General features: G+C 41.5%; 33 protein-coding genes. 4 read left to right on the top strand and 29 right to left on the bottom strand.

Features of this window, described 5'->3' with window-relative positions; all coding sequences use genetic code 11:
• Nucleotides 1–70: 70 nt before the first annotated feature.
• The 15 genes from IC619_RS07750 to IC619_RS07680 all read right to left on the bottom strand — a co-directional run bounded on the left by IC619_RS07750 (nucleotide 71) and on the right by IC619_RS07680 (nucleotide 11,397).
• A complete protein-coding gene (locus IC619_RS07750) occupies nucleotides 71–412 on the bottom strand; it encodes a tRNA-binding protein (RefSeq protein ID WP_191140114.1) in 342 nt (113 codons plus the stop codon).
• A gap of 338 nt (nucleotides 413–750) precedes the next feature.
• The gene (gene fhuF / locus IC619_RS07745) at nucleotides 751–1,572 is read right to left on the bottom strand and encodes a siderophore-iron reductase FhuF (RefSeq protein ID WP_347239772.1); all 822 of its coding nucleotides are present in this window, start codon (nucleotides 1,570–1,572) and stop codon (nucleotides 751–753) included.
• 115 nt (nucleotides 1,573–1,687) lie between these two features.
• Nucleotides 1,688–1,855: a hypothetical protein gene (locus IC619_RS07740; RefSeq protein WP_191140112.1), complete on the bottom strand. Its 168-nt coding sequence runs from the start codon at nucleotides 1,853–1,855 to the stop codon at nucleotides 1,688–1,690.
• Between the two features lie 70 nt (nucleotides 1,856–1,925).
• Nucleotides 1,926–2,615, bottom strand: a complete 690-nt coding sequence (rnc, locus tag IC619_RS07735; protein ID WP_191140111.1) for a ribonuclease III — start codon at nucleotides 2,613–2,615, stop codon at nucleotides 1,926–1,928.
• Nucleotides 2,616–2,644: 29 nt separating this feature from the next.
• On the bottom strand, nucleotides 2,645–3,889 hold the full coding sequence (gene fabF / locus IC619_RS07730) for a beta-ketoacyl-ACP synthase II (protein ID WP_191140110.1): 1,245 nt from the start codon (nucleotides 3,887–3,889) through the stop codon (nucleotides 2,645–2,647).
• Between the two features lie 87 nt (nucleotides 3,890–3,976).
• Nucleotides 3,977–4,213, bottom strand: coding sequence for an acyl carrier protein (locus IC619_RS07725; RefSeq protein WP_191140109.1), 237 nt, complete (start codon nucleotides 4,211–4,213; stop codon nucleotides 3,977–3,979).
• Between the two features lie 63 nt (nucleotides 4,214–4,276).
• A complete protein-coding gene (fabG, locus tag IC619_RS07720; RefSeq protein WP_191140108.1) occupies nucleotides 4,277–5,020 on the bottom strand; it encodes a 3-oxoacyl-[acyl-carrier-protein] reductase in 744 nt (247 codons plus the stop codon).
• Nucleotides 5,021–5,080: 60 nt separating this feature from the next.
• Nucleotides 5,081–6,022: an ACP S-malonyltransferase gene (gene fabD / locus IC619_RS07715; protein WP_191140107.1), complete on the bottom strand. Its 942-nt coding sequence runs from the start codon at nucleotides 6,020–6,022 to the stop codon at nucleotides 5,081–5,083.
• Nucleotides 6,023–6,041: 19 nt separating this feature from the next.
• Complete coding sequence (locus tag IC619_RS07710; RefSeq protein ID WP_191140106.1) at nucleotides 6,042–7,028, bottom strand: beta-ketoacyl-ACP synthase III; 987 nt, start codon at nucleotides 7,026–7,028, stop codon at nucleotides 6,042–6,044.
• On the bottom strand, nucleotides 7,028–8,017 hold the full coding sequence (gene plsX, locus IC619_RS07705; RefSeq protein WP_191140105.1) for a phosphate acyltransferase PlsX: 990 nt from the start codon (nucleotides 8,015–8,017) through the stop codon (nucleotides 7,028–7,030). The genes IC619_RS07710 and plsX overlap by 1 nt, the downstream gene beginning before the upstream one ends.
• Nucleotides 8,018–8,028: 11 nt before the next feature.
• Nucleotides 8,029–8,562, bottom strand: a complete 534-nt coding sequence (gene fapR, locus IC619_RS07700) for a transcription factor FapR (protein WP_249669783.1) — start codon at nucleotides 8,560–8,562, stop codon at nucleotides 8,029–8,031.
• Nucleotides 8,563–8,732: 170 nt separating this feature from the next.
• Complete coding sequence (rpmF, locus tag IC619_RS07695) at nucleotides 8,733–8,915, bottom strand: 50S ribosomal protein L32 (protein ID WP_191140103.1); 183 nt, start codon at nucleotides 8,913–8,915, stop codon at nucleotides 8,733–8,735.
• A 53-nt stretch (nucleotides 8,916–8,968) separates the two neighbouring features.
• A complete protein-coding gene (locus IC619_RS07690) occupies nucleotides 8,969–9,490 on the bottom strand; it encodes a YceD family protein (protein WP_191140102.1) in 522 nt (173 codons plus the stop codon).
• A 64-nt stretch (nucleotides 9,491–9,554) separates the two neighbouring features.
• Entirely contained in the window at nucleotides 9,555–10,607 is a 1,053-nt protein-coding gene (locus IC619_RS07685; protein WP_191140101.1) for a SepM family pheromone-processing serine protease, read from the bottom strand.
• Nucleotides 10,585–11,397 (bottom strand): patatin-like phospholipase family protein, encoded by an 813-nt coding sequence (locus IC619_RS07680; protein ID WP_191140100.1) that lies wholly within the window; start codon nucleotides 11,395–11,397, stop codon nucleotides 10,585–10,587. Before IC619_RS07680 ends, IC619_RS07685 begins: the two co-directional genes overlap by 23 nt.
• Before the next feature lie 181 nt (nucleotides 11,398–11,578).
• On the opposite strand from IC619_RS07680, the gene ylbJ reads away from it, so the two are divergent.
• Complete coding sequence (gene ylbJ / locus IC619_RS07675; protein ID WP_191140099.1) at nucleotides 11,579–12,826, top strand: sporulation integral membrane protein YlbJ; 1,248 nt, start codon at nucleotides 11,579–11,581, stop codon at nucleotides 12,824–12,826.
• 12 nt (nucleotides 12,827–12,838) lie between these two features.
• On the opposite strand, the gene coaD is transcribed toward ylbJ, so the two are convergent.
• The 4 genes from coaD to IC619_RS07655 form a co-directional block, all read right to left on the bottom strand.
• Complete coding sequence (gene coaD / locus IC619_RS07670) at nucleotides 12,839–13,330, bottom strand: pantetheine-phosphate adenylyltransferase (protein ID WP_191140098.1); 492 nt, start codon at nucleotides 13,328–13,330, stop codon at nucleotides 12,839–12,841.
• A gap of 29 nt (nucleotides 13,331–13,359) precedes the next feature.
• Nucleotides 13,360–13,908 carry a 16S rRNA (guanine(966)-N(2))-methyltransferase RsmD gene (rsmD, locus tag IC619_RS07665; RefSeq protein ID WP_191140097.1) on the bottom strand — a complete coding sequence of 183 codons (549 nt, stop codon included), beginning with the start codon at nucleotides 13,906–13,908 and terminating at the stop codon, nucleotides 13,360–13,362.
• A 435-nt stretch (nucleotides 13,909–14,343) separates the two neighbouring features.
• Nucleotides 14,344–14,793, bottom strand: a complete 450-nt coding sequence (locus IC619_RS07660; protein WP_191140096.1) for a hypothetical protein — start codon at nucleotides 14,791–14,793, stop codon at nucleotides 14,344–14,346.
• A gap of 108 nt (nucleotides 14,794–14,901) precedes the next feature.
• The gene (locus IC619_RS07655; protein WP_191140095.1) at nucleotides 14,902–15,210 is read right to left on the bottom strand and encodes a hypothetical protein; all 309 of its coding nucleotides are present in this window, start codon (nucleotides 15,208–15,210) and stop codon (nucleotides 14,902–14,904) included.
• Nucleotides 15,211–15,443: 233 nt separating this feature from the next.
• On the opposite strand from IC619_RS07655, the gene IC619_RS07650 reads away from it, so the two are divergent.
• Both IC619_RS07650 and IC619_RS07645 read left to right on the top strand, forming a co-directional pair.
• Nucleotides 15,444–16,190 (top strand): sulfotransferase family 2 domain-containing protein, encoded by a 747-nt coding sequence (locus tag IC619_RS07650; RefSeq protein ID WP_191140094.1) that lies wholly within the window; start codon nucleotides 15,444–15,446, stop codon nucleotides 16,188–16,190.
• A gap of 329 nt (nucleotides 16,191–16,519) precedes the next feature.
• Nucleotides 16,520–17,365 (top strand): MBL fold metallo-hydrolase, encoded by an 846-nt coding sequence (locus IC619_RS07645; RefSeq protein ID WP_191140093.1) that lies wholly within the window; start codon nucleotides 16,520–16,522, stop codon nucleotides 17,363–17,365.
• Nucleotides 17,366–17,391: 26 nt separating this feature from the next.
• On the opposite strand, the gene recG is transcribed toward IC619_RS07645, so the two are convergent.
• From recG to IC619_RS07615, 6 genes are all read right to left on the bottom strand, one after another.
• Nucleotides 17,392–19,443: an ATP-dependent DNA helicase RecG gene (gene recG, locus IC619_RS07640; RefSeq protein ID WP_191140202.1), complete on the bottom strand. Its 2,052-nt coding sequence runs from the start codon at nucleotides 19,441–19,443 to the stop codon at nucleotides 17,392–17,394.
• Nucleotides 19,443–20,336: an L-serine ammonia-lyase, iron-sulfur-dependent, subunit alpha gene (gene sdaAA / locus IC619_RS07635; RefSeq protein WP_191140092.1), complete on the bottom strand. Its 894-nt coding sequence runs from the start codon at nucleotides 20,334–20,336 to the stop codon at nucleotides 19,443–19,445. The genes recG and sdaAA overlap by 1 nt, the downstream gene beginning before the upstream one ends.
• 71 nt (nucleotides 20,337–20,407) lie before the next feature.
• Entirely contained in the window at nucleotides 20,408–21,064 is a 657-nt protein-coding gene (gene sdaAB, locus IC619_RS07630; RefSeq protein WP_191140091.1) for an L-serine ammonia-lyase, iron-sulfur-dependent subunit beta, read from the bottom strand.
• A gap of 24 nt (nucleotides 21,065–21,088) precedes the next feature.
• The gene (locus IC619_RS07625) at nucleotides 21,089–21,964 is read right to left on the bottom strand and encodes a DegV family protein (RefSeq protein ID WP_191140090.1); all 876 of its coding nucleotides are present in this window, start codon (nucleotides 21,962–21,964) and stop codon (nucleotides 21,089–21,091) included.
• Nucleotides 21,965–22,002: 38 nt separating this feature from the next.
• The gene (locus IC619_RS07620) at nucleotides 22,003–23,682 is read right to left on the bottom strand and encodes a DAK2 domain-containing protein (protein ID WP_430624096.1); all 1,680 of its coding nucleotides are present in this window, start codon (nucleotides 23,680–23,682) and stop codon (nucleotides 22,003–22,005) included.
• A 12-nt stretch (nucleotides 23,683–23,694) separates the two neighbouring features.
• Nucleotides 23,695–24,060: an Asp23/Gls24 family envelope stress response protein gene (locus IC619_RS07615; protein ID WP_191140089.1), complete on the bottom strand. Its 366-nt coding sequence runs from the start codon at nucleotides 24,058–24,060 to the stop codon at nucleotides 23,695–23,697.
• Nucleotides 24,061–24,296: 236 nt separating this feature from the next.
• On the opposite strand from IC619_RS07615, the gene rpmB reads away from it, so the two are divergent.
• Entirely contained in the window at nucleotides 24,297–24,485 is a 189-nt protein-coding gene (gene rpmB / locus IC619_RS07610) for a 50S ribosomal protein L28 (protein WP_191140088.1), read from the top strand.
• Nucleotides 24,486–24,546: 61 nt separating this feature from the next.
• Here rpmB and spoVM read toward each other — a convergent pair whose 3' ends face one another.
• From spoVM to rpe (IC619_RS07590), 4 genes are all read right to left on the bottom strand, one after another.
• Nucleotides 24,547–24,627 (bottom strand): stage V sporulation protein SpoVM, encoded by an 81-nt coding sequence (gene spoVM / locus IC619_RS16775; protein ID WP_191140200.1) that lies wholly within the window; start codon nucleotides 24,625–24,627, stop codon nucleotides 24,547–24,549.
• Nucleotides 24,628–24,792: 165 nt separating this feature from the next.
• A complete protein-coding gene (locus tag IC619_RS07600) occupies nucleotides 24,793–25,443 on the bottom strand; it encodes a thiamine diphosphokinase (RefSeq protein ID WP_191140087.1) in 651 nt (216 codons plus the stop codon).
• On the bottom strand, nucleotides 25,440–26,096 hold the full coding sequence (rpe, locus tag IC619_RS07595) for a ribulose-phosphate 3-epimerase (protein WP_191140086.1): 657 nt from the start codon (nucleotides 26,094–26,096) through the stop codon (nucleotides 25,440–25,442). The genes IC619_RS07600 and rpe (IC619_RS07595) overlap by 4 nt, the downstream gene beginning before the upstream one ends.
• A 57-nt stretch (nucleotides 26,097–26,153) precedes the next feature.
• A complete protein-coding gene (rpe, locus tag IC619_RS07590; protein WP_191140085.1) occupies nucleotides 26,154–26,846 on the bottom strand; it encodes a ribulose-phosphate 3-epimerase in 693 nt (230 codons plus the stop codon).

Here is a 26,846-nt window from a genome sequence, read left to right as displayed (position 1 = left end):
CTTTCGCGCGCGTTTCAACGCACTTATTTTAGCATAAAATGAGCATCTCTACCTATGAGAGATGCTCATTTTAGTAAACGCGTGTACCCAATGGTGTATCATGTTCAATTTGCAATAGTGAAACGCCACCTGCTACGCTATCGATTCCCAATACGAGGGCTTCAGACATGAAATTGGCAATTTGCTTTTCAGGAAAATTTACGACGGCAATCACTTTGCGCCCAATCAAATCCTCTACCTGATAGCGCTCTGTGACTTGTGCACTACTTTTTTTAATCCCAATCTCTTCTCCAAAGTTGATCCATAACTGATAAGCTGGCTTACGCGCCTTTGGAAAGGGAAGCGCTCGCTCTATTTCTCCCACTCGCATGTCCACCTTCAAAAAGTCCTCATACGTACATTCTTTTTCCATATGTACCTCCTTGATCATGCTAAGCGAGAGGGAATATACCCTCTCGCTATTTTTATTTTATGTTAATTTTCATTTTAATCGAATAGGGTCGAGAAGAAAACTTTTTTCTGTGCTGTTTGCTTTTATGACGATGTCGAATCGGAGTCTGAATCGTGCTATCTGGAGCATCCACCGCAGAAGGCTCTTCTTCCATACTTTCATTCCAAGTGTTCATGTTGATTCCAAAGAAGACACCACTATTATTTGATATTTTATTAATAAACAGATTTTTTATACAGTTATTTACCAAGGGCATCACCCTATCCTGTAGCGTTACCCTCAGTATATGTTCGTCCTGCTTATTTTGCTTGGACGAGAGCATGGTGGACTGCTGTGGAAGCAGTGATTGAGGCATCGTCAATTTTAACCAAGGTTCGATTCTTGGGACACGATCCACACATCTTTCCCTCATCACTCGTCGCATAATATAAACAACACGTTTTACGCTTACGCACTTGCTTCTGATTAGATGTGATCCAGTTTTTAGGTGTGTAAAAACGCTTTAGGGGATGTGAAGGTACGCCAAAATCAGATGGAGCGGCGTGATCCATCATAAAATGAAAATCATCCATAGCTTGCTCAACTACACACGGTGATAACTCAAACATAGATGAGATTTTTTGTTCATATAACCAAAAGATATAGGCTGCTGTGTTTTCCCATAAAAGCGTAGGTGAAACATGACAATAGGTTGCTAAAGCATGCCAAATCGGTGTGAGATGGTCACGAAATAAGCTTTGCCAAACAGCAGAGCGAAAAGCTTCCCGATCATTTGTGTTTACATGCATCTCCAGATCTGAAAGATAAATTGTGGTTTTCCATTTTTCTTCATCCAATGATAGCCCTAATGTAGAAGAAGAAAGGTCGGTGTTTAATTGTTTATTTAGTATACTCATGGCAAATAGTACCGGGCTCACAATCGTATAAGCGTACCGCTTAGAAAACTGTGAAGCGATAACTTGTTTGGTATTTGTATTCATATAAAGACTCAATCGTTGAAATTGAGCTAATAAATTCGATTCATTCAGAAGATGTTTGGTCGGGATTTTTATCGTTTCTTCACGATTATGAGAAAACGAAATGTTAAAATGCTCCTCTAAGAAATTCCGCTCCGATTCCACAAGCTTCAACTTTAAACACTCCTACCTCAACAGAGAATGATATTTATTCTCAATTATACCACGAAACGTTACACTTTAAAAGTCGAAAATAAAAAGCGTACTTAAATCAGGTGATTTAAGCACGCTTTTTATCCTTCTTTAAATCTGCCAGTTGTTGATTCACACCTTCTAAAGCCTTTACGCCTCGCCATAGCAGATAAATGGCAGCCCCCCCTCCTAAAATGGGTAACAAAATGGCTAAGATAGAGAGAGCTTGAAAAGAAAAGTAAGCAATAGAGTCCATAAGAAAGTAATCCTCCCCCGAATCTAATAGAAAAACCACCGTTCAAAAATGAGGAAGCGGTGGCTTTATCTTATTCTGACAACCAATTTTTCAAAGCTTGTGTGGCAGCTTGTTGTTCAGCTTCCTTTTTAGAACGTCCTGAGCCCTCGCCAAGCATACGCGTATCCAGATAGACCGCTGCAACAAAATAACGATCGTGTGCTGGACCCTGCATGTCAATGATCTTATATTCTAGCGGCCCCAGTCGCTCTTGTTGCACCAATTCCTGTAATTGACTTTTGGCGTCTGTCATACTTGCAAGCCACTCTTCATTAATCTTCGGAAAAACAAAATCACCTAGAAAGCGTTTCACTTGTTCTAGTCCTTGGTCCAGATATAAAGCACCGATAAAAGCTTCAAATACATCTGCGAGTAGTGAAGGGCGTGTACGTCCACCTGTCATTTCTTCCCCTTTTCCCAGACGTATGTGTTTTCCAAAACCGAGCTCCTTCGCAAATGAAGCAAGCGATGGTTCACATACCATCCGCGCACGCATACGCGTTAATTCACCTTCACTCATTTTAGGGTACCGTTCAAATAAATATTCTGATACAGCCAACTCTAAAACCGCATCTCCCAAAAATTCAAGTCGTTCATTATCCGGATAGTAACCATTATTTTTACGTTCATGAGCGAAAGAGGTGTGCGTAAAAGCCTGTTGGAACAACTTTTTATTTTTCATTTTCATCTCTGTCATTTGTTCCAGTACAGTAAAGTTCATCCTATGCTCCACCTCCAATTCCTATTTCATTATTCTTCTATATACGCTTTAAAGGCCAGAGTTGCGTTATGACCACCGAATCCTAGCGAATTGGACAAAGCAGTTCGCACACGCATAGAGCGTGCTTCATTGGGCACATAGTCCAGATCACACTCTGGATCAGGCGTTTCATAATTGATGGTTGGTGGAATCAATTGTGATTGCAAGGTTAACGCGGTAGCGGCAGCTTCTACGCCTCCGGCAGCCCCTAACAAATGACCAATCATCGATTTATTTGAGCTTATGGCCAGTTTTTTTGCATGATCTTGAAATAAACGCTTTATTGCCATCGTTTCAAATTTATCATTGAGCTCCGTAGAGGTACCGTGTGCATTGATGTAATCGATATCAGATACCATAAACCCAGCATCTTCTAACGCCATTTTCATACTACGCGCTGCTCCTTCTCCATCTGGGGAGGGACTTGTAATATGATAAGCGTCAGCTGTCGAACCATATCCAACCACTTCTGCAATAATCTTAGCTCCACGCTTTCTAGCATGCGCTAGATTTTCCAAAATGAGAATGCCTGCTCCTTCGCCCATCACAAAACCCGTTCGGTCGAGGTCAAAAGGACGGCTTGCTTTTTGTGGGTCATCGTTTTTAGTAGACAAAGCACCCATAGAAGAAAAGCCTGCCATTGCCATTGGGCTAATGGTTGCCTCAGTTCCACCCGCAATCATGACATCTGCTTGTCCGCGTTGGATCACTTTAAATGCTTCTCCTATATTGTGCGTTCCTGTCGCACATGCTGTTACAGAAGCATTGTTGGGGCCTTGTGCACCTGTATGTATCGAAATCTGTCCAGCAGCCATATTTGCGATCATCATCGGAACAAAAAATGGGCTAACGCGTTTTGGGCCTTTCTCTAACAATACTTGGTGCTGCTTTTCTAATGTATTTAGACCCCCTATACCGGATCCAACACTCACCCCAACACGATCACGTTGAACACGTTCCATATCTAAATTGGCATCTTTTAATCCACTTTTAGCAGCCGCCACCGCAAACTGAGTAAACCTGTCCATACGGCGCGCTTCTTTTTTTTCCATGTAATCTGTTGGGTCAAAGCCTTTTACTTCTGCGGCGATTTTAACGGTATAGTCAGCCGTATCAAATAAAGTAACATGATCTACACCCGATTTACCTGCTACTAAATTGTCCCAAAAAGTTTGGCGATCATTTCCTAGTGGAGAAATCATTCCAATTCCTGTAACCACAACACGATTATTCATTTTGACACAACCTTTCAGTCTTTTAAAGGCACGTTGAGTCATTCATAGAAAGCCCCGCACAAGCGGGACTTTCACTTAAGTATGTGATTATGATTTATGTTGATTAATGTAATTGACGATATCACCAACAGTTGCGATCTCTTCCGTTTTATCTTCGGCGATTTCCATGTCAAACTCATCTTCTAATTCCATAATTAAATCGACAATATCAAGAGAATCTGCACCTAAGTCATCTTTAATGTTCGTTTGCATCGTCACTTCTGCTTCATTAGCATCTAAATGCTCCACGATAATCTTTTTGACTCGATCTAAAACGTCTGCCATTCTGATCACCTCCTTTCGTATTATACGGAATGTTACCCTGACACGCAATGAATGGTCAAAAGATTAGCCCATTAACAACCCACCATCTACATGGATCGTTTGTCCTGTAATATAACGAGCGCTACTACTTGCTACGAACTTCACGGCTTCTGCCACATCCGTTGATTCTCCAAAATGTTTTAATGGAATTTGTTTCATCCATTCTTCATGTAACTCTTGATCTAGCTGATCAGTCATTTCCGTTTTTATAAATCCTGGTGCGATGCAATTAACCGTTATTCCACGACTAGCTAATTCCCGTGCCGTCGTTTTTGTAAGTCCGATTACACCCGCTTTCGCAGCAGCATAATTAGCTTGTCCAGTATTGCCCGTTATCCCAACAACTGAACCAATATTAATGATACGCCCGCTTCGTTGCTTCAACATCGGTCTAGCGACAGCTTTTGTACACAAGAAATATCCCTTTAAGTTCGTATTGATTACTTCGTCCCACTCGTCTTCCTTCATCCTCATCAACAAATTGTCGCGTGTTATTCCGGCATTATTGACTAATATGTCGATATGTCCCCAACTGGCGATAATCTCTTTTATTGCGCTATCTACTTCTTCTTTTTTAGAAACATCTACTTGGTAAGACGTTGCTTTTACCCCAAATTCTAAAATAGATTGAACAGTTTGCTCAGCTGCTTCTTTATTTCCTGCATAAAATATGACGATATTCGCTCCCACAGATGCTAGTGATAAGGCTATAGCTCGTCCAATTCCTCTTGAACCACCCGTTACTAAGGCAACTTGATCTGTCAGCATATCCACTTCTCCTCTCAGGAAATATATATAACCAGGCGTGTCGATCTACACAATTGATATTTAACATCCTATTTCTGCAATGACCGAATCGATAGATTCTGCATCATAGACTGCCAGCGTTTTCACTTTACGATCTATTTTTTTGATAAGACCGGTTAAAACTCTGCCTGCACCAAATTCAATGAATACGGTTACACCTTGGTCAATCATGAACTGTATCGACTCTTCAAAACGCACGGGTGATGTCACCTGATCGACCAACAAACGGATGATCTCATCACGTTTATTCACAGCACGCGCTGTCACATTGCTAACGAGTGGAACACGACCATCCGCCAAATGAACCTGCTCAAGCTCGGCTGTTAAATGTTGAGCAGCAGGTTGCATCAGTGAAGAATGGAAAGGACCGCTTACTGCAAGTGGAATTACTTTACGCGCCCCCGCGTCTTCCGCTCTTTTACTTGCTTCCACGACTGCATCACGCTCACCAGAAATAACAATCTGGTCTACACTATTATAGTTCGCAATTTCAACGATACCGATTTCCTGTGACACCGCTTCGCAAATAAGTTCAAGTTTTTCTTTTTCTAGTTTTAATACCGCAGCCATTGCTCCTTTTCCAGCTGGAACCGCTTCATCCATCCATTTACCCCTTTTATGAACGGTTAGAACCGCATCTGGAAAGGAAATGACTCCAGCTGCCACCAGTGCTGTATACTCGCCTAAGCTATGTCCAGCTACAAAAGCAGGTGCAATACTTGCTTTTTCCATAAAGGCTTGATACAAAGCTACGCTTGTTGTTAAAATGGCAGGTTGGGTAATCGCCGTATATTGTAGTTTTTCATCTGGACCTTTAAAACAGATTTGCGATAGCGAAAAGCCTAGCTTTTCATCCGCTTCTCGATAAAACTTAGCAGCACTTTCATTTTCTTTTACAAGCGATGCGCCCATTCCTACTTGTTGTGAACCTTGTCCCGGAAAAATAAATGCGATTTTATTCATGTTTCCCTCCAATGTTATGTCATGTCCACTTCAAGACAGAGGCACCCCAAGTTAATCCTCCGCCAAAACCACATAAGACAACCATGTCCCCTCTTTTAATTTGTTTTGCTCTGACTACTTCGTCCAAGGCCACAGGAATAGAAGCAGCAGACATATTGCCATATCGATCTAAATTGACCACGACTTTATTTTCAGTTAGACCGAATCGCTTCATTGCCGATTCGATAATGCGCATATTTGCTTGATGTGGGATCAGATAGTCAATTTCTTCCTTCGTTATTCCCGCTTTACTTAATGCTTTTTCTGTCGATGAGTTAATCACACGCACAGCAAATCGAAATACTTCTTGTCCCGACATAGATATATAATGTAAACGTTGCTGAATCGTATCCATTGAGGTTGGTAAGCGTGATCCACCTGCTGGCAAAGAGAGGAGCTCTCCTTTGGCCCCATCTCCACCTAGATCGAAAGATAAAAAGCCATATCCATCCTCCACAGGCCCAAGCACTGCAGCCCCCGCTCCATCACCAAATAATACACAGGTATTTCGATCTGTCCAATCTACAATTTTAGTTAAACATTCTACTCCAACCACTAGCGCATGCTGATACATACCCGTTTGAATAAACTGAGTTGCAGTTGCTACACCGTACAGAAAACCGGTACACGCGGCAGATAAATCAAAAGTGGCCGCTTGATGAGCGCCTAATGCATCTTGAATTAAACATGCGGTCGCAGGGAATGACATATCCGGTGTAACAGTAGCTACAATGATAAGATCGATTTCTTCCGCTTTAATTTGTGCGTGGTCCAAAGCATTTTGTGCAGCCCGTAAAGCAAGATCTGACGAAGACTCATTTGGTGATGCGACTCTCCGCTCTCTGATACCCGTACGCGAAACAATCCATTCATCGCTTGTATCGACCATTTTTTCTAAATCTTGATTGGTCAAAATTTTTTCCGGCAAATATGATCCAGTACCTAAAATCCCAACCGCTCTCACCATTAATCCGCTCCTTCAGAGGCTAAATGTGTGGTAATTAAGTCAATAACGCCTTTTTCATGAAACTGAATCGCTTGTCGAATCGCATTAAAAAAAGCACGTGCATCGGATGAGCCATGCGCCTTAATAATGGGACCTGCTAATCCCAGTAAGGGGGCACCTCCGTGTTCCTTATAATCCATATCTCCTTTAAATGATTGTAACCCTGGCTTTAGTGCAAGTGCGGCTAATTTAGTCAATGGTGTACGCATAAATTCCTGTTTCAGCCTTGAAAAAATCTCTTTTGCTACACCTTCAGTATTTTTTAGGAGAACATTCCCACTAAACCCATCACAAATCAGGACATCACATACCCCTGTTAGGATATCTCTAGCTTCTACATTACCAACAAAATGAATAGCGGCTTCAGTATGCATCATGCGAAATGCTTCCTTAGTGAGAGAGGTTCCTTTACCTGCCTCAGTTCCAATATTAAGTAATCCCACACGAGGCTTTTCAATTCCTAATACATGAGTCGCATAGATACTTCCCATCAATGCATATTGCCTTAGGTGCTCAGGTTTCGCTTCAGGATTGGCACCTACATCAAGCACCAACGTGCCTTGTCCCACAACAGATGGAAAAATAGCTGCTAATGCTGGACGATCTACACCTGGCAACCGGCCCGTATAGAAAAGACCCGCCGCCATCAAAGCACCTGTGTTTCCACCACTTATAAAGGCATCAAAAGTTTTATTCTTTACCTGTGCGCATCCCACTACCATAGAAGCGTCTTTTTTCCGGCGGACTGAACGAACAGGTTCATCATCTGGTTCAATCTTTTCTGTTGTGTGGTGGAATTGAATATTTTCATAGTCTGGAGCGCTCATTTTATCCACTTGTCCCACTACAACAAATTCATATTCCGGCCACGCTCTCTCGGCTCGTTTCACAGCTTCAATCACCTCAGCTGGTGCATGATCTCCACCATGCGCATCAATTGCAATCCGCATTTTTTACCCCCTTACTTAGACAACACATCTTCTTCCAAACAATATACATCGAAAACGCCATGAAATACCGTTTCATCCATTACTTTTGTTTCTATATTTATTTGAATATGCTGACCCTTTTTTGCCACTACATGAGCATGGGCCAAACATTTTTCTCCCAGTTTGACAGGTCTTATAAATCGAATATCAGCCGATTTCGTTAATGCAAGATCAGAGTTTACAATGGCTACTGCTAAAGAATTAGCTTGTGCAAATAAGTAATGTCCACGCGCAATCTGATTTCTTTCAAACACATGGTCCTCCATGATCTCAATGATGGAAGTACCACTGTGATCTAGCTGTAAGTCAATCACTTCTCCATAAACTTCTTCAGGTGCCAAAGAACGTACAGAGTCAAACTTTTCTTCAGCCATATGTTTTATTCGTTCACGCAACTCTGGAATCCCTAACTCCATTCTATCCAAACGGATCGTTTGAATACTCACATTACAGCGATTCGCCAAGTCCCCATCTGTCAAAAACGGATCTCCGTTTAATGCGTGCATCAATTTTTTATGTCGTTCTTTTTTGGAAACACGCGTCACGTTCTAACCACCTTTATGACTAACTATTAGTACTAGGTACTAAATAAGTATAATCAATTTTCTAAAAAAAAGTCAAGCTAAAGCATAAGAAAAAGGACAAATGCATCAGCACTTGTCCTTTTTCTTCATCACTAGTCGTTTACAACACCTTCAACTTCAGCACCCTTGTAATGTCCACACTCTTTGCAGACACGATGAGAAAGCTTTGCAGCTCCACATTGTGGGCATGTACCCATACCAGCAACCGTTAACTTAAAATGAGTACGACGTTTACGCTTACGCGTTTTAGATGTACGTCTAAATGGTACAGCCATGACAATTCACCCCCTAATCGAATGTAACATAAGTGCGAGCAGTTTTCATGGGGTCAATTTGATCCTTCATTGAAAAGCTCCTGTAATTTCTCCAGACGCGGATCAATGCGCTCTGTTCGACACTTGCACTTTTCTACATTTTTGTTGATGCCACATTTTAAACACAGACCAGCACAATCCTCTTTACAGATAGGGGCATACGGAATATGAAGTAATAACTCTTCACGAATGTACGGAAGTAAATCAATTGCGTTCCCATCTATAAAAATAACTACATGCTCTTCCGTTTCTTTTGCTTTATTGGATACGTCTGTAAACTGCATCGACCAATTTGTAGAAATGGTGGTTTCCGTTTCCATTAAGCAGCGGGAACATGTCATCACTACATTTGTCGATTGCGTCACATCTACCTGAAAAAGGTTGGATTCCAATTTATAAAAAGATGCGTGTACATCAACGGGTCCCATTCGAACCAACTCAGAAATATCTGTTTCTAATGAAACAAATGAAACCAATTCATGGACATGAAATGGTTTATCCTGAAGCTGATTTAATGTCTGCAGGAAAATCTGCATGATTCCACCCCTTGTGTAAAAACAGGCTAATTATAAGATACATCAGCTGTCTCTGTCAATATTTTTAACCACTTGCTATATCTTGTAAATACGCAATGGCCTCTGATAATGTGCGCACAGGCACGATTTTCACTTTAATATTTAACTCATCCGCGATTTGCTTGACGACCTTCTCATTTGAATCCTCTGGAGATCGATCTTTCGGACAAAAGAAGATTTGCGCTTTTTCCCGATTCGCTGCAATAATTTTGTGTTCAATCCCACCTATTTGTCCTACTTCTCCATTTTCTGAAATCGTACCCGTCCCAGCAATTTTCATACCTTGTGTCAAATCTTCTGGTGAAAGCTGATCTAAAATCTCTAAAGCAAACATCAACCCCGCAGACGGTCCTCCAATATTTTCGGCATTTATTTCTACTTGTGGTTCACTTTTCACCGTTAGCATTTCCATCGGTAAAATACCTAATCCCGCTCGCGCTTTATCTTTTCCATCATCCGTAGGAAGTGCAATCAATCTCACAGGCTCTTTCATCAATTCTTGGCCTCGCTGTAAGTTGACTACCACTTGTTCGCCTACTGCGAGTGGCTTTAGGATCTCCAATAAGTGTGAAACAGATTGTAACTTTACCCCATTGATCGCTAATAAGATGTCACCTACCCGTAATTCATCTCCTCGCTGGCTATCATCTACGAGCCCCACTACTTCTATTCCTGTCATTTCTGAGGAGATAGGTAGATTCGCTTGCTGAAAAGCCGCTAAAACCGCTTTGTTTTGCGAGTTTTTCATGTTTGTTTCCTGTCTTTTTTCATATTCAGCTTCCGACTCGTAACGCGCTAATACTTCTGTTTGATCCACCAATTCTGTATGAGGAAAAAGATATGTATGGAGATAATCAAACATCTTGGCTTCTCGCATCGAAATCGTGGTTAATAAGAATTCTCCACTACTTGCAGTTTTAGATTGTTTCACATCTACAATTTGAGCTGCAGTGACAGCCTCCCCGGGTTGAATAACAAAGTATGGAATTGGAAAAATAGAAAATATACCCAGTCCGAGTAGTAGAATAGATAAAGATAGCCAGCCAATAATCGATTTATTCCATTTTTTCAAGTGCATCAGATATTCGCTCTCCTTGCCAATGCATTAATAAGTTTTTTAGTTGTGTAATATGTTTTTCCGCTTCGACTCGCCCTCTTTCAATGAGGACTTCACTTTTTCTAAAAGAGGTCGCACTGAAATCACCCACGTGAGGATGAAATAAAAAATCGGCCGTTAACATTTGTTGGCTCAGGATTTCTCTTTGCATAATACTTAATGTTTGTGTCATCACATCAAAAATATTCTCGATCTTCGCCTCATGAACGCGTGGAATCACATCTACAGCAATGACAAAATCAGCGCCCATATCCCGTACGACTGAAATGGGAACACGATCGATCACGCCACCGTCTGTTAGTATACGACCTTGATGGTACACAGGTTCAAATACACCTGGTATGGAAATACTCGCGCGAACTGCTTCGTCTATTGGCCCTTCTGTAAAAATCACACGCTCACCGTTTTGCAGATCAGTTGCCACCACTGCGGTAGGAATCTCTAATTGTTCTAGATTTTTCTCATGGGTAAGAAGTCGAATTAACTCTTTAATCCGAACACCTTGTATAAAACCTTTCTTAGGCATGGATAAATCGATCCAATTTGGCACCTTCAATTGACCAATTAATTTCCCGCACAAATCCATATCTGCTCCATTAGCTAGTAACACCCCTACTATAGAACCCATACTACTTCCCGCGATAAAGTCAAATGAGATACCTGCTTCTTGCAACACTTTTACAACGCCAAAATGCGCTATTCCCCTGGCTCCTCCCGAACCAAGAGCTAAACCAATTTTTGGTCTAGACAAGATATTTTCCTCCTCATCCGTATCGCTACCTGTTTTGTAGATGAATCGCCAATCGCAATCCTACTACGAAAAAGAATATCTCTATTTTAACCGTTTTGCGCTTTTAAAAAAATCATCGGTCTAAAACACACCGATATGCGTAAGATATAGGGACGTAGTTGTCCACAAGGAGCGATTGCCTATGATCCAACCCCTTCTCCGTAGCCAACTAAAAACAATTTTATTGGCTTTTGTCGCTTTTTTCATTGCAACTATTCTGCTGATGTATCCGGAACAAGCGTTTCAATCATCACTCCGTGGGCTCACCATTTGGTGGGATGTCGTTTTCCCATCACTACTTCCTTTTTTTATTACAGCTGAGATGTTGATGGGATTTGGAGCGGTTCACTTTTTAAGTGTTCTTTTAGAACCGTTAATGCGACCCATATTTCGTGTACCTGGGGCTGGTGCATTTGTGATGGCTGTCGGCTTGATTTCAGGTAATCCAATGGGAGCCAAGTTAACTTCTCGACTGCGCGAACAAGGAATGGTGACGCGCGAAGAAGGCGAACGGCTCATATCCTTTACCAGTACGGCAGGTCCTCTTTTTCTCTTTGGAGCTGTTTCAGTTGGTTTTTTTGAAAAACCATCGATCGGCATTATTTTAGCGATTGCACATTATTCTAGTAGTATTCTTGTCGGGATGGCTATGCGCTTTTATCGTCAAGACGCTCCGCCATCACCTTCTCCCCCCAAAAGAGAGGGGTGGCTATTGATTCGCGCTTTAAGCGCCATGCATCGTGCTCGTATACGTGATGGTCGCTCACTCGGTCAGCTTTTAGGACAGTCTGTCACTTCAGCCATTCAGACTTTATTGCTAATCGGTGGCTTTATCATGATGTTCTCTGTTCTCGTTCAATTGATTCATTTTGTGGGTGTCACTTTGATTTTAGAAAATATCATTTCAAGTATGCTCAGCTTCATTCATTTTCCCATTGAACTTACCGATTCCATTCTGGCAGGTATTTTTGAAATCACACTGGGCTCACAATTAGCAAGTGCAACGGTTTCTTCGATCCCAATTGTTTATGCGCTAACGATCGTTAGCATATTGATCGGTTGGAACGGCTTTTCGATTCATGCACAAGTTGCAAGTATGATCAGCAAAACCGATATTCGTTACTTACCTTATCTTTTGGCACGTTTGTTTCATGGTGTTTTAGCGGGTATAATCACAATCATTATTTATCCATTATTTGATAATCGGGTTACGACGCTATCACCAGCCATGGCCATTTATCAAAATCAAACCAATCAACTTTCACAACTTTTCCTTTTCGATATCTTGCAATGGTTTACTTATATCACTTTATTGATGTGGATGATCTATCAAATCCAGGCAAGACATCAAAAACGAATACGATCCATTAAAACCATAAAAATCCGCTAGCATCTTAAATGATCAGCGGATTTCAGTTGAGAACTTTTGTTTTAATTCCTTTAAAACGGGTGACGGAACCAAATCTTTTACATCTGCTCCGTAACTAGCCAATTCCTTTACCATACGTGAGCTAATAAAGGAATGTTCCGTATTGCTCATCAGAAAGAATGTCTCAATTTCTTCGCTTAGTTTGCGATTAACAGAAGCAATTTGAAGTTCATATTCAAAATCAGAAATGGCGCGCAATCCTCTTAAGACCACTTTAGCATCTTGTTCTTTTACGTAATCGATGAGTAAGCCATGAAAGCTGTCTACTCGAACACGATCTCCTAAGTGCATGGTGGCTTCTTCAATCATCATTTTTCTTTGTTCTACTGAAAATAAAGGCTTTTTATGCGCGTTAACCAAGACCGCTACAATTACTTGATCAAAAACTTTTGCACCGCGTTCAATTAAATCTAAATGCCCTAATGTAATCGGATCAAAACTACCTGGATATACAGCTATACCCATTCTCTTCCCCTCTTTCAATTATGCTATTTCTATTTTGTGAGTATCGTCAATTGTGTGTCGCCGAAAGTAAGTATGCGATCACTCGAAAGGCCTGACCAGGATTCAGGTATTTTCACTCGAGTAGGGTGTTCCAAGACCAGCACACCACGATCCTCTAACAAATCTAACTGTAATATTTGGTATACAATCGGCTCTAACCAATTCTCATGGTAAGGTGGGTCTAGAAAAATGAGATTAAACTTCACCGCACGTTTAGCTAAAAATTTAATCGCGGCTCGTGCATCTTGCCGATACCATTCACTTTGCTTCTCAAAATGTGTTAACTGAATATTTTCTTTGATCGTTTCTATGCTTGTCCTCGATTGATCAATAAAAACAGCATGAGCGATTCCTCTACTCAATGCCTCCAACCCTAATCCACCTGTTCCCGCAAATAGATCAAGCGCCCAACCCTCATCAAAATAAGGTCCGATCACATTAAAAAGTGTCTCTTTAACACGATCCACAGTTGGGCGCACATGTTTTCCTGGAACCATTTTTAATTTTGTTCCCTTTGCACTTCCAGCTATAATTCGCATTTTCTATTTTCTTCCTTCCAAACCAATAAGCAAATACAACATGAAATGAAGTCACATCCAGCGTATCAATTGGCACCATTTTGCCCTAGACTCGTCGTGTATGAGGTGATCAACACTACCATCATTTGATATTTTTAAGTCTATTGGTTTATGCATGATATACCTTTAGCATTTTTTATCCTACCACAAGTTACATATGAATGCGAAAGTCTATAGAACATTACCTGGATTTTAGGGTATAAAAGAAAGTAGAAAGGTTACACTAGTAGTGGCAACATCAGTTGAGATGTTGTCAACCGCGGAGAAGACTTACGTTTCCCCATAAGCTCTTCCTCCGGTTTCTCCTCTCCCATTTAGTATCTGACACATATGAGTTGTGAAAGATACCCTTGGCTCGCCTTAAAATGCGAGCCTTTTTTCATTGCAAAGAGATGTTTATCTAAGATTCTGTTTTTTTATTTTCTTTGGCTTAGAACGACTAGCAGACCTTAAATTCGCCGTTTCATCAAATGCATCTGGCCATTCTTCTATCTCTTGTTCTTGCGTAGATGGTTGTTGCTCCATTTTCCAAGGATTCTCTTCTACTGAAGGCTTAGGTGTTTGTCCTGGATGTTCATCAATCGGCCCCCATGGCGAAGCAAAAAGATCTTCTTCTACCATACCATCAGGGGTTCGCTCCTGCTCTGTTTTCTGTCTTTGAGGTGGGGGAACTTGTTCCCAACCATTCATTGGAAAAGGATTTTCTTCAGCTCTACCCTCCGACTCCTTTTGATTCGCTTCTAATTGCTCTTTGACAGCTGATTTGATCTGTTGCTTTAACCAGTTCATATCCTTATAATAGGCAGATGGCGCGCCATTTGATTTTACACGCTTTTTTTTATTCATCGCTTTTCTCTCCTTTTTCATAAGCAAATACATATGCCAATAGATATATTTACCTTATGAACCATCTACCTATTCGGATTGTACCTTTATCACGTCTCCATGCCTATTTCATATTTTGCTTTTCATCATTTTAGACTCCATTTTTGAGAGCACACCTTCTTCAACCATCAAATTAAGCACACCATTCATGAACGGCTCCCAATGTCTCGAGTTTTTTAGTTTCTCACTCTCCTGCTCACTAAAATAATTCTTGGGTATGGCGGAGGCATAACCGATTAAACCAAATACACCTTTCTGCTTGCGAACGCGTTTTGCTTCAACAATTACATGCTTCACATCACTACGCTTAATGGCAGAACGACCCAAAGTCTGATTCACTTTATCAACCATTTCCTGTATAAATTGATCTTGTTGCATTAATTTCCCCTCCCAGTAACGTTCCAAATATTTTATTCTATGCAAACGGTCGTAGAAATCATGCAACTTAAATCATTTTCCTTGCTTAGATTTAATGATTACTGATTCAGAATGATGGACATACACGCCGGTCAACTCAGTTTGGTTATCGATTAGGCACCTTTTTAATTTTTTTTACATAGCATAGAGCGCATGCATGATAAGTCTTACTATTTTTAAAGGGAGTTTAACAAATGGCGAAACCATTGCTTATTTTTAGTCATATTCCCAAAACAGGCGGAACAACAATGCGGCGCATCGTGGATCGTGTCGTCCCTAAGCAGTATCAATTTGAGTGTGATCAACGGATGCGAGATCTAAAGCGATTAATGCTTTTACCACCTGATAAAAAATCCAATATTCGATTAATTTATGGGCACTGTCTATTTGGCGTTCATCAACTCATCAGACGACCTTATACTTATATCACGATGTTACGTCATCCAGTTGACCTTATTATTTCCTACTATCACTACATTCGGAACACACATACACATAGGTGGTTCCATAAAGTAAAATCAATGTCTTTTGAGGAATTTATTCATATCAAATCACCAGCGCAATTAGTTCACCCTGTAAATAATATGCAAACACAATATATATCAGGAATGAAAGGAACGAACACACCAAGCTTAGCTATCGCGAAAAAAAATATTCATAATCATTATCTTTTTGTGGGAACGACCGAATTGTACGCAGAGTCCATCTTTTTATTAAATCAAAAACTAGGATGGCCGCTCTACGCCTATACAAAAATGAATGTAAACAAAAATAAAAGCACAACACCAATTACTAAAAATTTGATCAACATAATTAAACAAAAAAATGCTATAGACTGTGCGTTATATGCCTATTGCAAAACGAATTTAGAAACACAGATTGAAAAGCTATCACTAAGCTCTAAAAATAAGATGCAGGATTTCGTGGACTTCCATCGTTAAGCGCCTAGAAAAAGTTTTACGTATGGTATTGCTGCCAAAGTATTAAGATGCAAATGTAAACACGTTTCAGCCTCCACTTAACGAAACGGGGGCTGACTGACCAACGATCCGATTCATTCACGTATAAGAAAGTTTTGATTCTTGGTTATTTCCCATATACAGGGTAATCGTTTGACTTTTACAAAAATCGTGTGTAAATTATAAGGGTATAGAGAATCCTTTAGCTGTCGCTATCGGACATTTTGTGCAACACTTCTTAGCCCTATGATTCGTCTCACTACCACATTTCTAGAAAAATATATAAAAACAACATATGAAAGAGGTTTCCCATGACGCATTACATCTGTCAAACTTGCGGTACACAATACGCTCAACAAGAACATCCACCCTCGAAATGTGACATATGTCTTGATGAACGTCAATATGTAAAACCTGCTGGACAAGAATGGACGACTTTAGCAGCAATGCACCAACAAAACTTCCATAATGTCATCACAAAGGAAGAAGCTTGTCTTTATAGCATTACAACACAGCCTGCTTTTGCAATTGGACAATCCGCTTATTTGATACAACACCCGCAAATGAATGTACTATGGGATTGTATTACATACTTAGATCCAGATACCATTCATACCTTAACAGAAAAAGGAGGCATTCAAGCGATCGCTTTGTCACATCCTCACTACTATTCATCTCAAGTAGAATGGGCTGAAAGGTTTGACTGCCCAATTTATATCCATGAAGATGACAAAGCGTGGGTGATGAGACCAAGTAGCCACATCCAATTCTGGTCAGGTGAACAGATTGAATTAGCTCCGGGCTTAACCTTACACCGCTTAGGCGGACATTTTTTAGGTGGTTCTGTATTACATTGGGCAGGTAACGAGGGTGGACTAGGTGCTCTCTTTACTGGTGACATTATTCAATCTCTACCAGACCTGAACTGGGTGAGCTTTATGTATAGTTACCCCAATCTCATTCCTTTACCTGCTATCAAAGTAAGAGAGATGGCTGATCGAGTAGGATCTCTCACTTTTGAAACGCTTTATCATGCTTTCAAGCGCAATATTAAAAAGCAAGCGTACGAAGTAATCCAGCGCTCCGCAACGAGGTATATTGAAGCCTTAACTGAAGAACGAGCACCGACACATCGCTCTCCACAAAAACAAACCTGAAGCTAATGTATTAGCTTCAGGACCCATTAATCAAAATTCTTCTCGATTAAATTTTCGGCATGCAAATATTCCCATAATCGTTTCATTTCTTTGGACTCCGAAAAGCGATCATCCGCTACAATAGTAGATGCATCAGTTCGGGCAATCTCTAATATCTTAAAGTCACGCGTAAGATCAGCTACCTTAAACTGCGGTAGTCCACTTTGTTGGACACCTAAGAAATCCCCTGGTCCCCGAAATTCCAGATCGCGCCGAGAAATTTCAAATCCATCTGTGGTTTCCGTCATCACACGCATCCGTTCATTGCCAGACTCTGACTTGGGATCTGCCACTAAGACACAGGTTGATGTACCACCACCGCGCCCGACACGTCCTCGTAGTTGGTGCAATTGAGCTAACCCAAACCGGTCCGCATCATATATGACCATTACCGTCGCGTTAGGTACATTAACACCTACCTCAACCACTGTCGTAGAAACAAGCACTTGTACTTCATTTTGTTCGAAACAACCCATTACTTCTTCTTTTTCGATCGCTGTCATACGACCATGTAATAAACCGACTCGAATCGGTGCTAGGGAAGTGGTTAGCTGCTCAAATACGTCATGTGCATTTTGCAAGTCCAGTTTCTCTGATTCCTCAATGAGTGGACAAATCACATAAGCTTGCCGTCCTTTTTCACACTCTTTTGCGATAAAGGAAACGATGCGTGACCACATATCTTTTTTTACCCAGTAGGTATCAATCGGCTCTCGCCCAGCTGGCATCTCATCAATTGTCGAAACATCCATTTCACCAAAAACAGTTATCGCAAGCGTACGGGGGATCGGTGTAGCTGTCATAAACAATACATCTGGCAACTCACCTTTCTCTCTTAATTGTGCACGTTGCTTCACACCAAAGCGATGTTGTTCATCAGTAATCACAAGGCCTAACTGACGATAAATGACTTTTTCCTGGATTAAGGCATGCGTTCCGACAATGATATCCGCCATGCCCATCTGAATTTTCCCTAAAACCTCTCTTTTTTCTTTCACTTTCATATTCCCGGTCAATTTTACAATCTGTAAACCGTATGGCTCTAGTAAAGCGCACAACGAAGCATAATGCTGATCCGCCAATATTTCTGTCGGAACCATCATCGCACCTTGATAACCACTTAAAAAATTAGCATATAAAGCAATACCAGCGACAACCGTTTTACCCGAACCTACATCCCCTTGGAGCAGACGATTCATCTGTGTAGGAGATTGTAAATCCGTTAGAATCTCTTCTACGACACGTTGCTGTGCGCCAGTTAATGGAAAAGTAAGTTTTTGAATAAATTCGTCCAATTGTGTACGCGAAAAGGTATGGGAGAGTCCTTGATACTCAGTACGATTTATTTTTTTGAGCCACATGATTTTAAGTTCATATAACAAAAGTTCTTCATAAATCATGCGACGCCGCGCTTGATATAGATGCTTTTGATCCTGTGGGAAGTGTAAATCATACATGGCCTGAGCACGTGGCCGTAATCGATACTGTTCACATATATATCCTGGAAGCACTTCCACGATTTCGTCTTTGTACTGCATAAAAGCCTCATGAATCAACTTACGTAAATAATTCATCTTCACTCGACTAGAGATGGAATACACGGGTTCCAGACGCCCGACTTGCGTTTGCTGTTCTTGCGGTGACATAAAGGTTCGATCCACTGTGATGTGTAATTTATGACGATCCCATTTCCCAGAAACGACAATCGTCTGACCTTGCTGCATTTTACTTTTCAGATAAGCTTGATTAAACCAAGAAGCACTGATCGCTACTCCTTCTATATCAAGACGTACCGTCATTTTAGATTTTTTCTTACCAAACCAACGTACACTTGGTTCACTGAAGAGTACACCTTGAACGGTCACTTTCTCTTCATGTTCCGCTTCCTGTAAATCCGTTAGCCGATAATCATCATAACGAAAAGGAAAATAGGTGATTAAATCATAAACCGATTCAATCCCCAATTCATTTAATGCTTCCTTGCGACTATCTCCTACTCCCTTTAAATCTGTGATGCTTACTTTTTTTAAATCTATGATCATAATGATTCATCTACCGTTTTAAAAATTTGACGCTCCAATGCTCTTCCTGTAGGAGTAGCAGCTAATCCCCCTAAAGCGGTTTCCTTTAGCGCAACGGGCATCGATTGCCCAATTTGATACATGGCATCAATTACCTCATCAGTCGGAATGACACTTTTCACCCCAGCTAAGGCCATATCAGCAGCCACCATCGCAATCGCAGCTCCCATCGCATTACGTTTCACACATGGTGCTTCCACCAATCCAGCAACAGGATCACAAACAAGGCCCAACATATTTTTTAAAGCAATCGCAACGGCTTCCGCAGATTGGGAGGGCGATCCGCCTGCCATTTCCACTACCGCTGCTGCGGCCATTGCCGTAGCCGATCCCACCTCAGCTTGACAACCCCCGGCAGCACCTGAAATAGAGGCGTTATTGGCAATCGTAAGCCCAATCGCACCTGAAACAAACAAGCCCCTGACCATGGTTTCACGAGAAGCGTTTAATTTTTCTGCCGCGGTAAAGATCGTTCCCGGTAAAATACCGCAGGCACCCGCAGTTGGTGTTGCTACAATCGTCCCCATCGCTGCATTTACTTCTGACGTCGCTGTCGCACGCGACACTGCATCTAAGAGTGTCGGTCCCGATAACAGCACTTTGGCATTTTTTTTATAGGCTTGAATTTTTTTCGCATCTCCACCAGTTAAACCGCTATGTGACTTGATATCTTCTGTAAGACCGCGCTGAATGGCCTCTTCCATGACATCCAAATGACGACTCATTTCCGTGAATATCTCTTCTTCACTGCGTCCCATGACATCGGATTCATGCGCCAACATGACATCTGAAATTTTATTTCCTTCTGTTTCAGCAACTTCTACCAATTCCGCTACTGTTCGAAAACGCATGTTTATCTGCCCCTTTTTCATAGAAAGCCGCCGTTTTTTTTGCAAACGGCGGCTTTCCCATATTGATTGAATCATAAAACCGTAACGGATACAATGCCCATTAAATCGGAAATTTCATTTTGCACGATCGATTCTACTTTTTGATCTGTTTCGATCGACATTAATGCTTCTGAACCTTTTTCTTTCCGCGAAACTTGCATATATCCAATATTGATCTCGTGGTTAGCAAGGACGGTAGCTACGCGGGCAACAGCTCCATATTGATCTTGATGAAGGACTAATAATACAGGATCATTGCCAGATAAATTTAATGCAAAGCCGTTTAGCTCCACGATTTCCATCTTACCACCGCCGATTGAGATCCCCACTACTTCCATGTTACCATTTGCATCTTCTAAATACATACGTGCTGTATTCGGGTGAGTGGTAAGCTCATCGGACTCACGAAAAACAATTTCGACACCTTGCTGTTTCGCAATCTCTAAAGCGTTTACAATTCGCTTATCAAAAGTATCAAACCCCAGAATTCCTCCTGCTAGCGCAACATCGGTACCATGGCCACGATAGGTTTTTGCAAAAGAACCATATAAGGTAATAATGACCCGTTTGGGCACTCTTCCAAAAATGGTTCGTGCAGCTCGCCCTATTCTAGCCGCTCCAGCCGTGTGTGAACTAGAAGGACCGATCATAACAGGTCCAATAATATCAAAAATCGTACGGTATTTCATAATACCCTCCTGAGTTAACACATCCTAAGCAAACACCTTTTCCAGTGGTACAACAACACATCCAATTGCACCGGGACCCAGGTGTGTTCCAACGATCGGACCGATATTCGTCACTTGCAAATCTTGGATTTCATAAATCATTTTTAACTTTTCGATCATTGCATCCACTTCATCGGCCTGATCAGAATGAAAGATGGAAGCGTTTACTGGACCAGCAGGAATATCTGCCTGTAGTAATTCAAACACTTTATTTTTGGCTTTATTTTTCCCTCTAGCCTTATCAATCGGTGTCACTTCACCCTCATCACTCACCGAAATAACAGGTTTAATATTCAGCAGTGAACCAACTAGAGAAGCGGCCTTACCGATTCTTCCACCTTTTTGTAAATATACTAATGTATCGATCGCTAATGCGATTCTTTGATGTTCACGTACACGTTTCGCCAGTGCGTGAATTTCTGCGAGAGAAGCACCGTCTCGTGCAGCGCGGCCAACCATTGTGACAATCCAACCTAATGGACTACTCACGGTTTTCGAATCCATCACTTCAATTTTCACTTCTGGATATTCTTCTTCTATCATCCCTTTAGCTAACACGGCTGATTGGTATGTGCCACTCATAACAGAAGAAATATGGATGGAAAAAATTTCTTTTGTTCCTTCATGAATCGCTTTTTTGAAAGCCTCAGCAAAATCTAAGGGTGATGGTTGTGACGTTGTAGGTAATTCTGATGCCGCTTTTAATTTTTCATAGAACATAGCGGCATGAATCGTTTGTCCATCTAGATAAGTTTCCCCATTTATATGCACTTTTAAAGGAATAATGGTTATGCCAAGTTGAGTAATGAGTTGTTCAGAAAGATCTGCCGTACTGTCAGCAAAAATTTTTACTTGTGCCATTTCGTCATAACACTCCTTCTTCCAACCAATCTCTCTATCTATTCCACCGAAAACAAGTAGAAATATAAAGGTTGCCCACCATCGTACACTTCGCATTCAATATCTGGGTACGTTTCTTCCACATAGGAAGTTAAAGTTTCTAGTTGTTCGTCGCTTACGTCTTGACCATATATGATTGTTAAAACATCCGTCTCAGCATCTACCATTTTATGCAGCAGATTATAAATCGTCTCATTCATGTCAGAACCAGATGCTTCGATTTTTCCTTCTTTTATCCCTAAAAAATCGCCTTCTTTAATGGTCATGTCGTTCATTTGTGTGTCACGAATCGCATAAGTTAATTCGCCAGATTGGATATGCGAATAGGCATCCATCATATTTTCTTTATTTTCCGCAGAAGATATCTCTGGATTAAACGCTAATAGAGCGGATAAACCTTGCGGAACTGTTTTCGTTGGCAGAACCGTTACAGGTGTTTCAATCACTTCACCAACTTGCTCTGCTGTTAATATGATATTTTTGTTATTGGGTAATATGAAGATATGTTCGGCCGAAATTTGTTCAATCGCTTTTGCAATATCTTCTGTGCTCGGGTTCATCGTTTGACCTCCTTCGATCACAACGTCTACACCTAAGCTTGTGAAGATATCAGCAATTCCTTTACCCGCTGTAACTGCAACTAGCCCATATTTTTTCATCTCTACGGTTTTTGTCGCAACGGACGGCTTCGCAGTTCCTTCAGTCACGGAACTATGCTGTTCACGCATGTTATCAATTTTGATTCGTGTTAAATCTCCATATTTCATGGCATGATTTAACGCATCACCAGGATGTTCAGCATGAATATGTACTTTCACCAAGTCCTCATCTGCCACAACCAGTAATGAATCTCCATAGGTTTCCATTTCTTGGCGGAACTGTGCTTCCTGAAAAGGTGCTAACTCCCTGCGATCAATCCCACGCATCACAATAAATTCTGTACAATATCCATGTTCGATAGATGCAGGGTCAATTTGAGCTTGTGCATTTTGTTCATGCGCAAGGCTTGAAATCGACTCTAAATCTGGCAATTCTGGTGAAGCCAGTTCTTCTACCACTTCTCCTTTTAATACCGCCAGCATCCCTTCATAAATAAAAACAAGTCCTTGCCCACCTGCATCCACTACCCCTGTCTCTTTTAACACAGGGAGCATGTCCGGTGTGCGTGCAAGTGTCGCTTTAGCTTCTTGCAACACCGTCTCTAATATGGCAATTGGATCATTTGTCTGCCAGGAGCGTTTCATACCGGCTTCTGCTGCTTCTCGTGACACCGTCAAAATCGTGCCTTCTACTGGTTTAATCACCGCTTTGTACGCTGTTTCTACACCACGTTGAAAAGCATCCGCTAATTGTCTTGCATTGATGATTTCTTTGTCAGAAACCGCTTTCGCAAAACCACGGAATAGTTGTGATAAAATGACCCCAGAATTTCCCCGGGCACCCATCAATAGTCCTTTTGAAAGTGCCTCTGCCAGCTTTCCAACCGTCTCAGCATGGGCGTATTTTTCCATTTCCTTTACACCTGAAGTAAGTGTCAAATTCATATTGGTACCTGTATCGCCATCCGGCACCGGGAATACATTTAGCGCATTCACACGCTCTACATGTTTGTTTAAGCTTTTTGCACCCGCACGCATCATCTGTAAAAACGCTGCTGCATGAATATGTTGCTGTGTCAAAAGTGTTCCTCCTTAATCTTCATTCACTAGCCGAACACCCTGAACATAGATGTTCACTTGTTTCACTTTTAAGTTAAGCATTTGATCAAGTGTATACCTAACTTTTGATTGAACATTGTGTGCAACTTCCGAAATTTTCGTTCCATACCCAACGATAATATGCATATCAATGGTAATCATACCGTCATCCGATTTGACTTGAATACCTTTACTTAGATTTTCACGTCTAAGTAATTCCGTTATGCCATCTTTTAACTGACTACGTGAGGCCATACCTACTAATCCATAGCAATCCATCGCGGAAACCCCTGCAACAGTTGCAATCACTTCGTTTGAAACTTCAATATGTCCAAGGTCTGTAGATACTTCTAGACTCATGATAATTCCTCCTAGTAGAGGTTCTTTTTTTTACTTTTTACTACCGTAATTGTACAATATTAAGAATGAGATTAAAAGCATTTCAACTACCATCATACCAGAGCTTGAATTCAGCTTGCAAGCAGTCAATAGGTGTGCTACAATGTGCAGGGTATTAATCGCTGATTCCGTTACTTTATTGACAGAAAGCAGCTCACACATAATACAAAAGTGGTTTAGGTGAGGAGGTGCTAGAAATGGCTCGTCGTTGTTATGTGACCGGAAAACAAGGACATAAAGGAAACAAGGTTTCTCACTCCAATCGTAAAACGAGAAAGAAGTGGGGAGCGAATGTACAAAAAGTTCGTATCCTTGTTGATGGAAAACCAAAACGTGTATATGTAAGCACCCGTGCTTTAAAATCGGGGAAAGTAACCCGCGTTTAAGCTGGATACAGAAAAAAGCACCATGTAGGGGTGCTTTTTTTCTTATGTTGAAAATGGTGCATTAATCTTTTTTAAAAGCCCCAATGATTGCTTTTACGACACCTCCGAGAAATTTCGGAAGCTTAATGGTATAAAACTTCACCCTCTTCACCCCTTACCGTGTACTCACGCGCTGGACACACACGGTGCCTTCACTTATATATATTCTATAAAGGCAATAATGTACCTAGAACAAAGAGAAAGTTTTCTACATCTGACATGAGGTTGTACATACCAACCCCTCTATGCGCGAACAAGCTATTTAAATTTATTCATCTTTGCTTTCGATAATGAAACACTTTCCACTTTTAAGGATGACCTGAGCGACATCCGATAACCACTCGTTACTGACCCCACGCGTCTCGCCACGGTATAAACATTCATCTATAAGTGGATAGCGTAGCCCCTTCGTAGTCAATCCCTCCACTTTAGGCGTAATCGGCTGAATGGAGAAGTAAACATACTTGCTACGTGTAAACGTGAACGCACCTGGGCCTGAAAGGAGTCTAATTCGGTTGTTAGGGTGAAGGATAGTCGTCGCTATCCCTGCTTCCTCCATCCCTTCTAATAAACCGAGATTCGCCAGTAAATGATCATAACGCGTCCCACCTAAAGCACCTAGTAACAAGCAGGAAGAAGGGTGCATCTCGACTACTTTTGTTAGTGCATAATGGGTATCCGTTACATTTTTGGCTTGATTAAGCGATTCAATCACACACTTATGTCGTTTTAATTCTTTTAGAGATGCTTCACCTGCCGTGTCAAAATCGCCCACTGCCAAATGGGGGATGATGCCAAAGTCTAAACAGGTTTGAGCGCCTCCATCGACACCGATAACAAAATCCGTAGTCGTAATTTCCTGTATACAAGCAGGCGTTACTTCTCCTCCAGTAACGACAATGACGCGCTCATGCTTCATTTGGCATTTACTGCCTTAATCGCTTGTAGTGCTCGTTTACGATCTGCTTCTCCAAAAATGGCAGAGCCTGCTACTAATACATTGGCACCTGCTGCAACTACGTCAGCAGCCGTTTTCTGATTGATACCACCATCTACTTCAATGTCGATCTCTAATCCCATCGCCTCGATTTGCATGCGTAATTGTTGAATCTTTGTTAACACAGATGTGATAAAAGATTGTCCACCAAAACCAGGATTTACGGTCATCAATAAGACCAAATCTAAATCAGGCAAAATCGATTCGATTGCGGAAATAGGCGTCGCCGGATTTAAGACCACACCCGCCTTAACGCCTTGTTCCTTGATTTGATAAATCGTACGATGGAGATGTGGACAAGCCTCCTGATGCACCGTAATGTAGTCTGCACCATTTCTAGCAAACTGGTTAATATAGCGCTCCGGCTGTTCGATCATCAGATGGACGTCAAGCGGTAAGGTCGTATGCGGACGTATGGCCTCCACAATCAGCGGTCCAATGGTAATGTTGGGCACAAAATGACCATCCATCACATCCACGTGAATCCAGTCGGCACCCGCTTCCTCTACCTCTTTGATTTCAGCACCCAAATTTGCAAAGTCTGCGGATAAAATAGAGGGGGCTATTTTAATCATGATATAAAACCTCCTTGTTTTAATGATTCCATGTCAGGTGTCTCGATTTGCATGAGATTATGTAACATTTTGTTTGATCGAATCACTTAAGCCTTTTGCCATGGCATACTTTTTCAGTTTTGCAATGGCTTCTGTGCGGTTTTCTGTGCCGAAGATGGCTGATCCCGCCACCAGCACATTGGCACCTGCTGCAACCACTTCGCCGATCGTGTTCTTATTTACCCCGCCATCTACCTGAATATCTATCTCTAACCCCAATAAATCGATCAGCTCACGTAGTTGTCTAATCTTTGGTAGAACGGATGGGATTAAGGTTTGTCCACCAAATCCGGGGTTAATCGTCATGATTAAAACCATATCCAAATCAGGTAAGATATGCTCCAGCGTGGAAATGGGGGTCGTTGGATTTAAGACCACACCCGCCTTAATCCCCTGTTCCTTGATCTGATAGATGGTACGATGTAAATGTGGACAAGCCTCTTGATGTACCGTAATGATATCCGCACCCGCTTTGATAAACGCATCGATGTAACGCTCCGGCTGTTTGATCATGAGATGAACATCAAGCGGAAGCGTCGTATAAGGTCTGATAGACGCTACAATGATCGGTCCGAGCGTCATATTAGGGACAAAGTGACCCTCCATGACATCGATATGAATCAAGTCAGCTCCTGCCGCTGCGACATCTTGAATTTCCTCCCCTAACTTGGTGAAATCCGCTGCTAAAATAGAAGGGGCAATCTGGATCAT

The sequence above is a fragment of the Polycladospora coralii genome (assembly GCF_014773435.2).
Lineage (GTDB): Bacteria > Bacillota > Bacilli > Thermoactinomycetales > Thermoactinomycetaceae > Polycladospora > Polycladospora coralii.
This window is presented reverse-complemented; position numbering and strand designations above follow the sequence as displayed.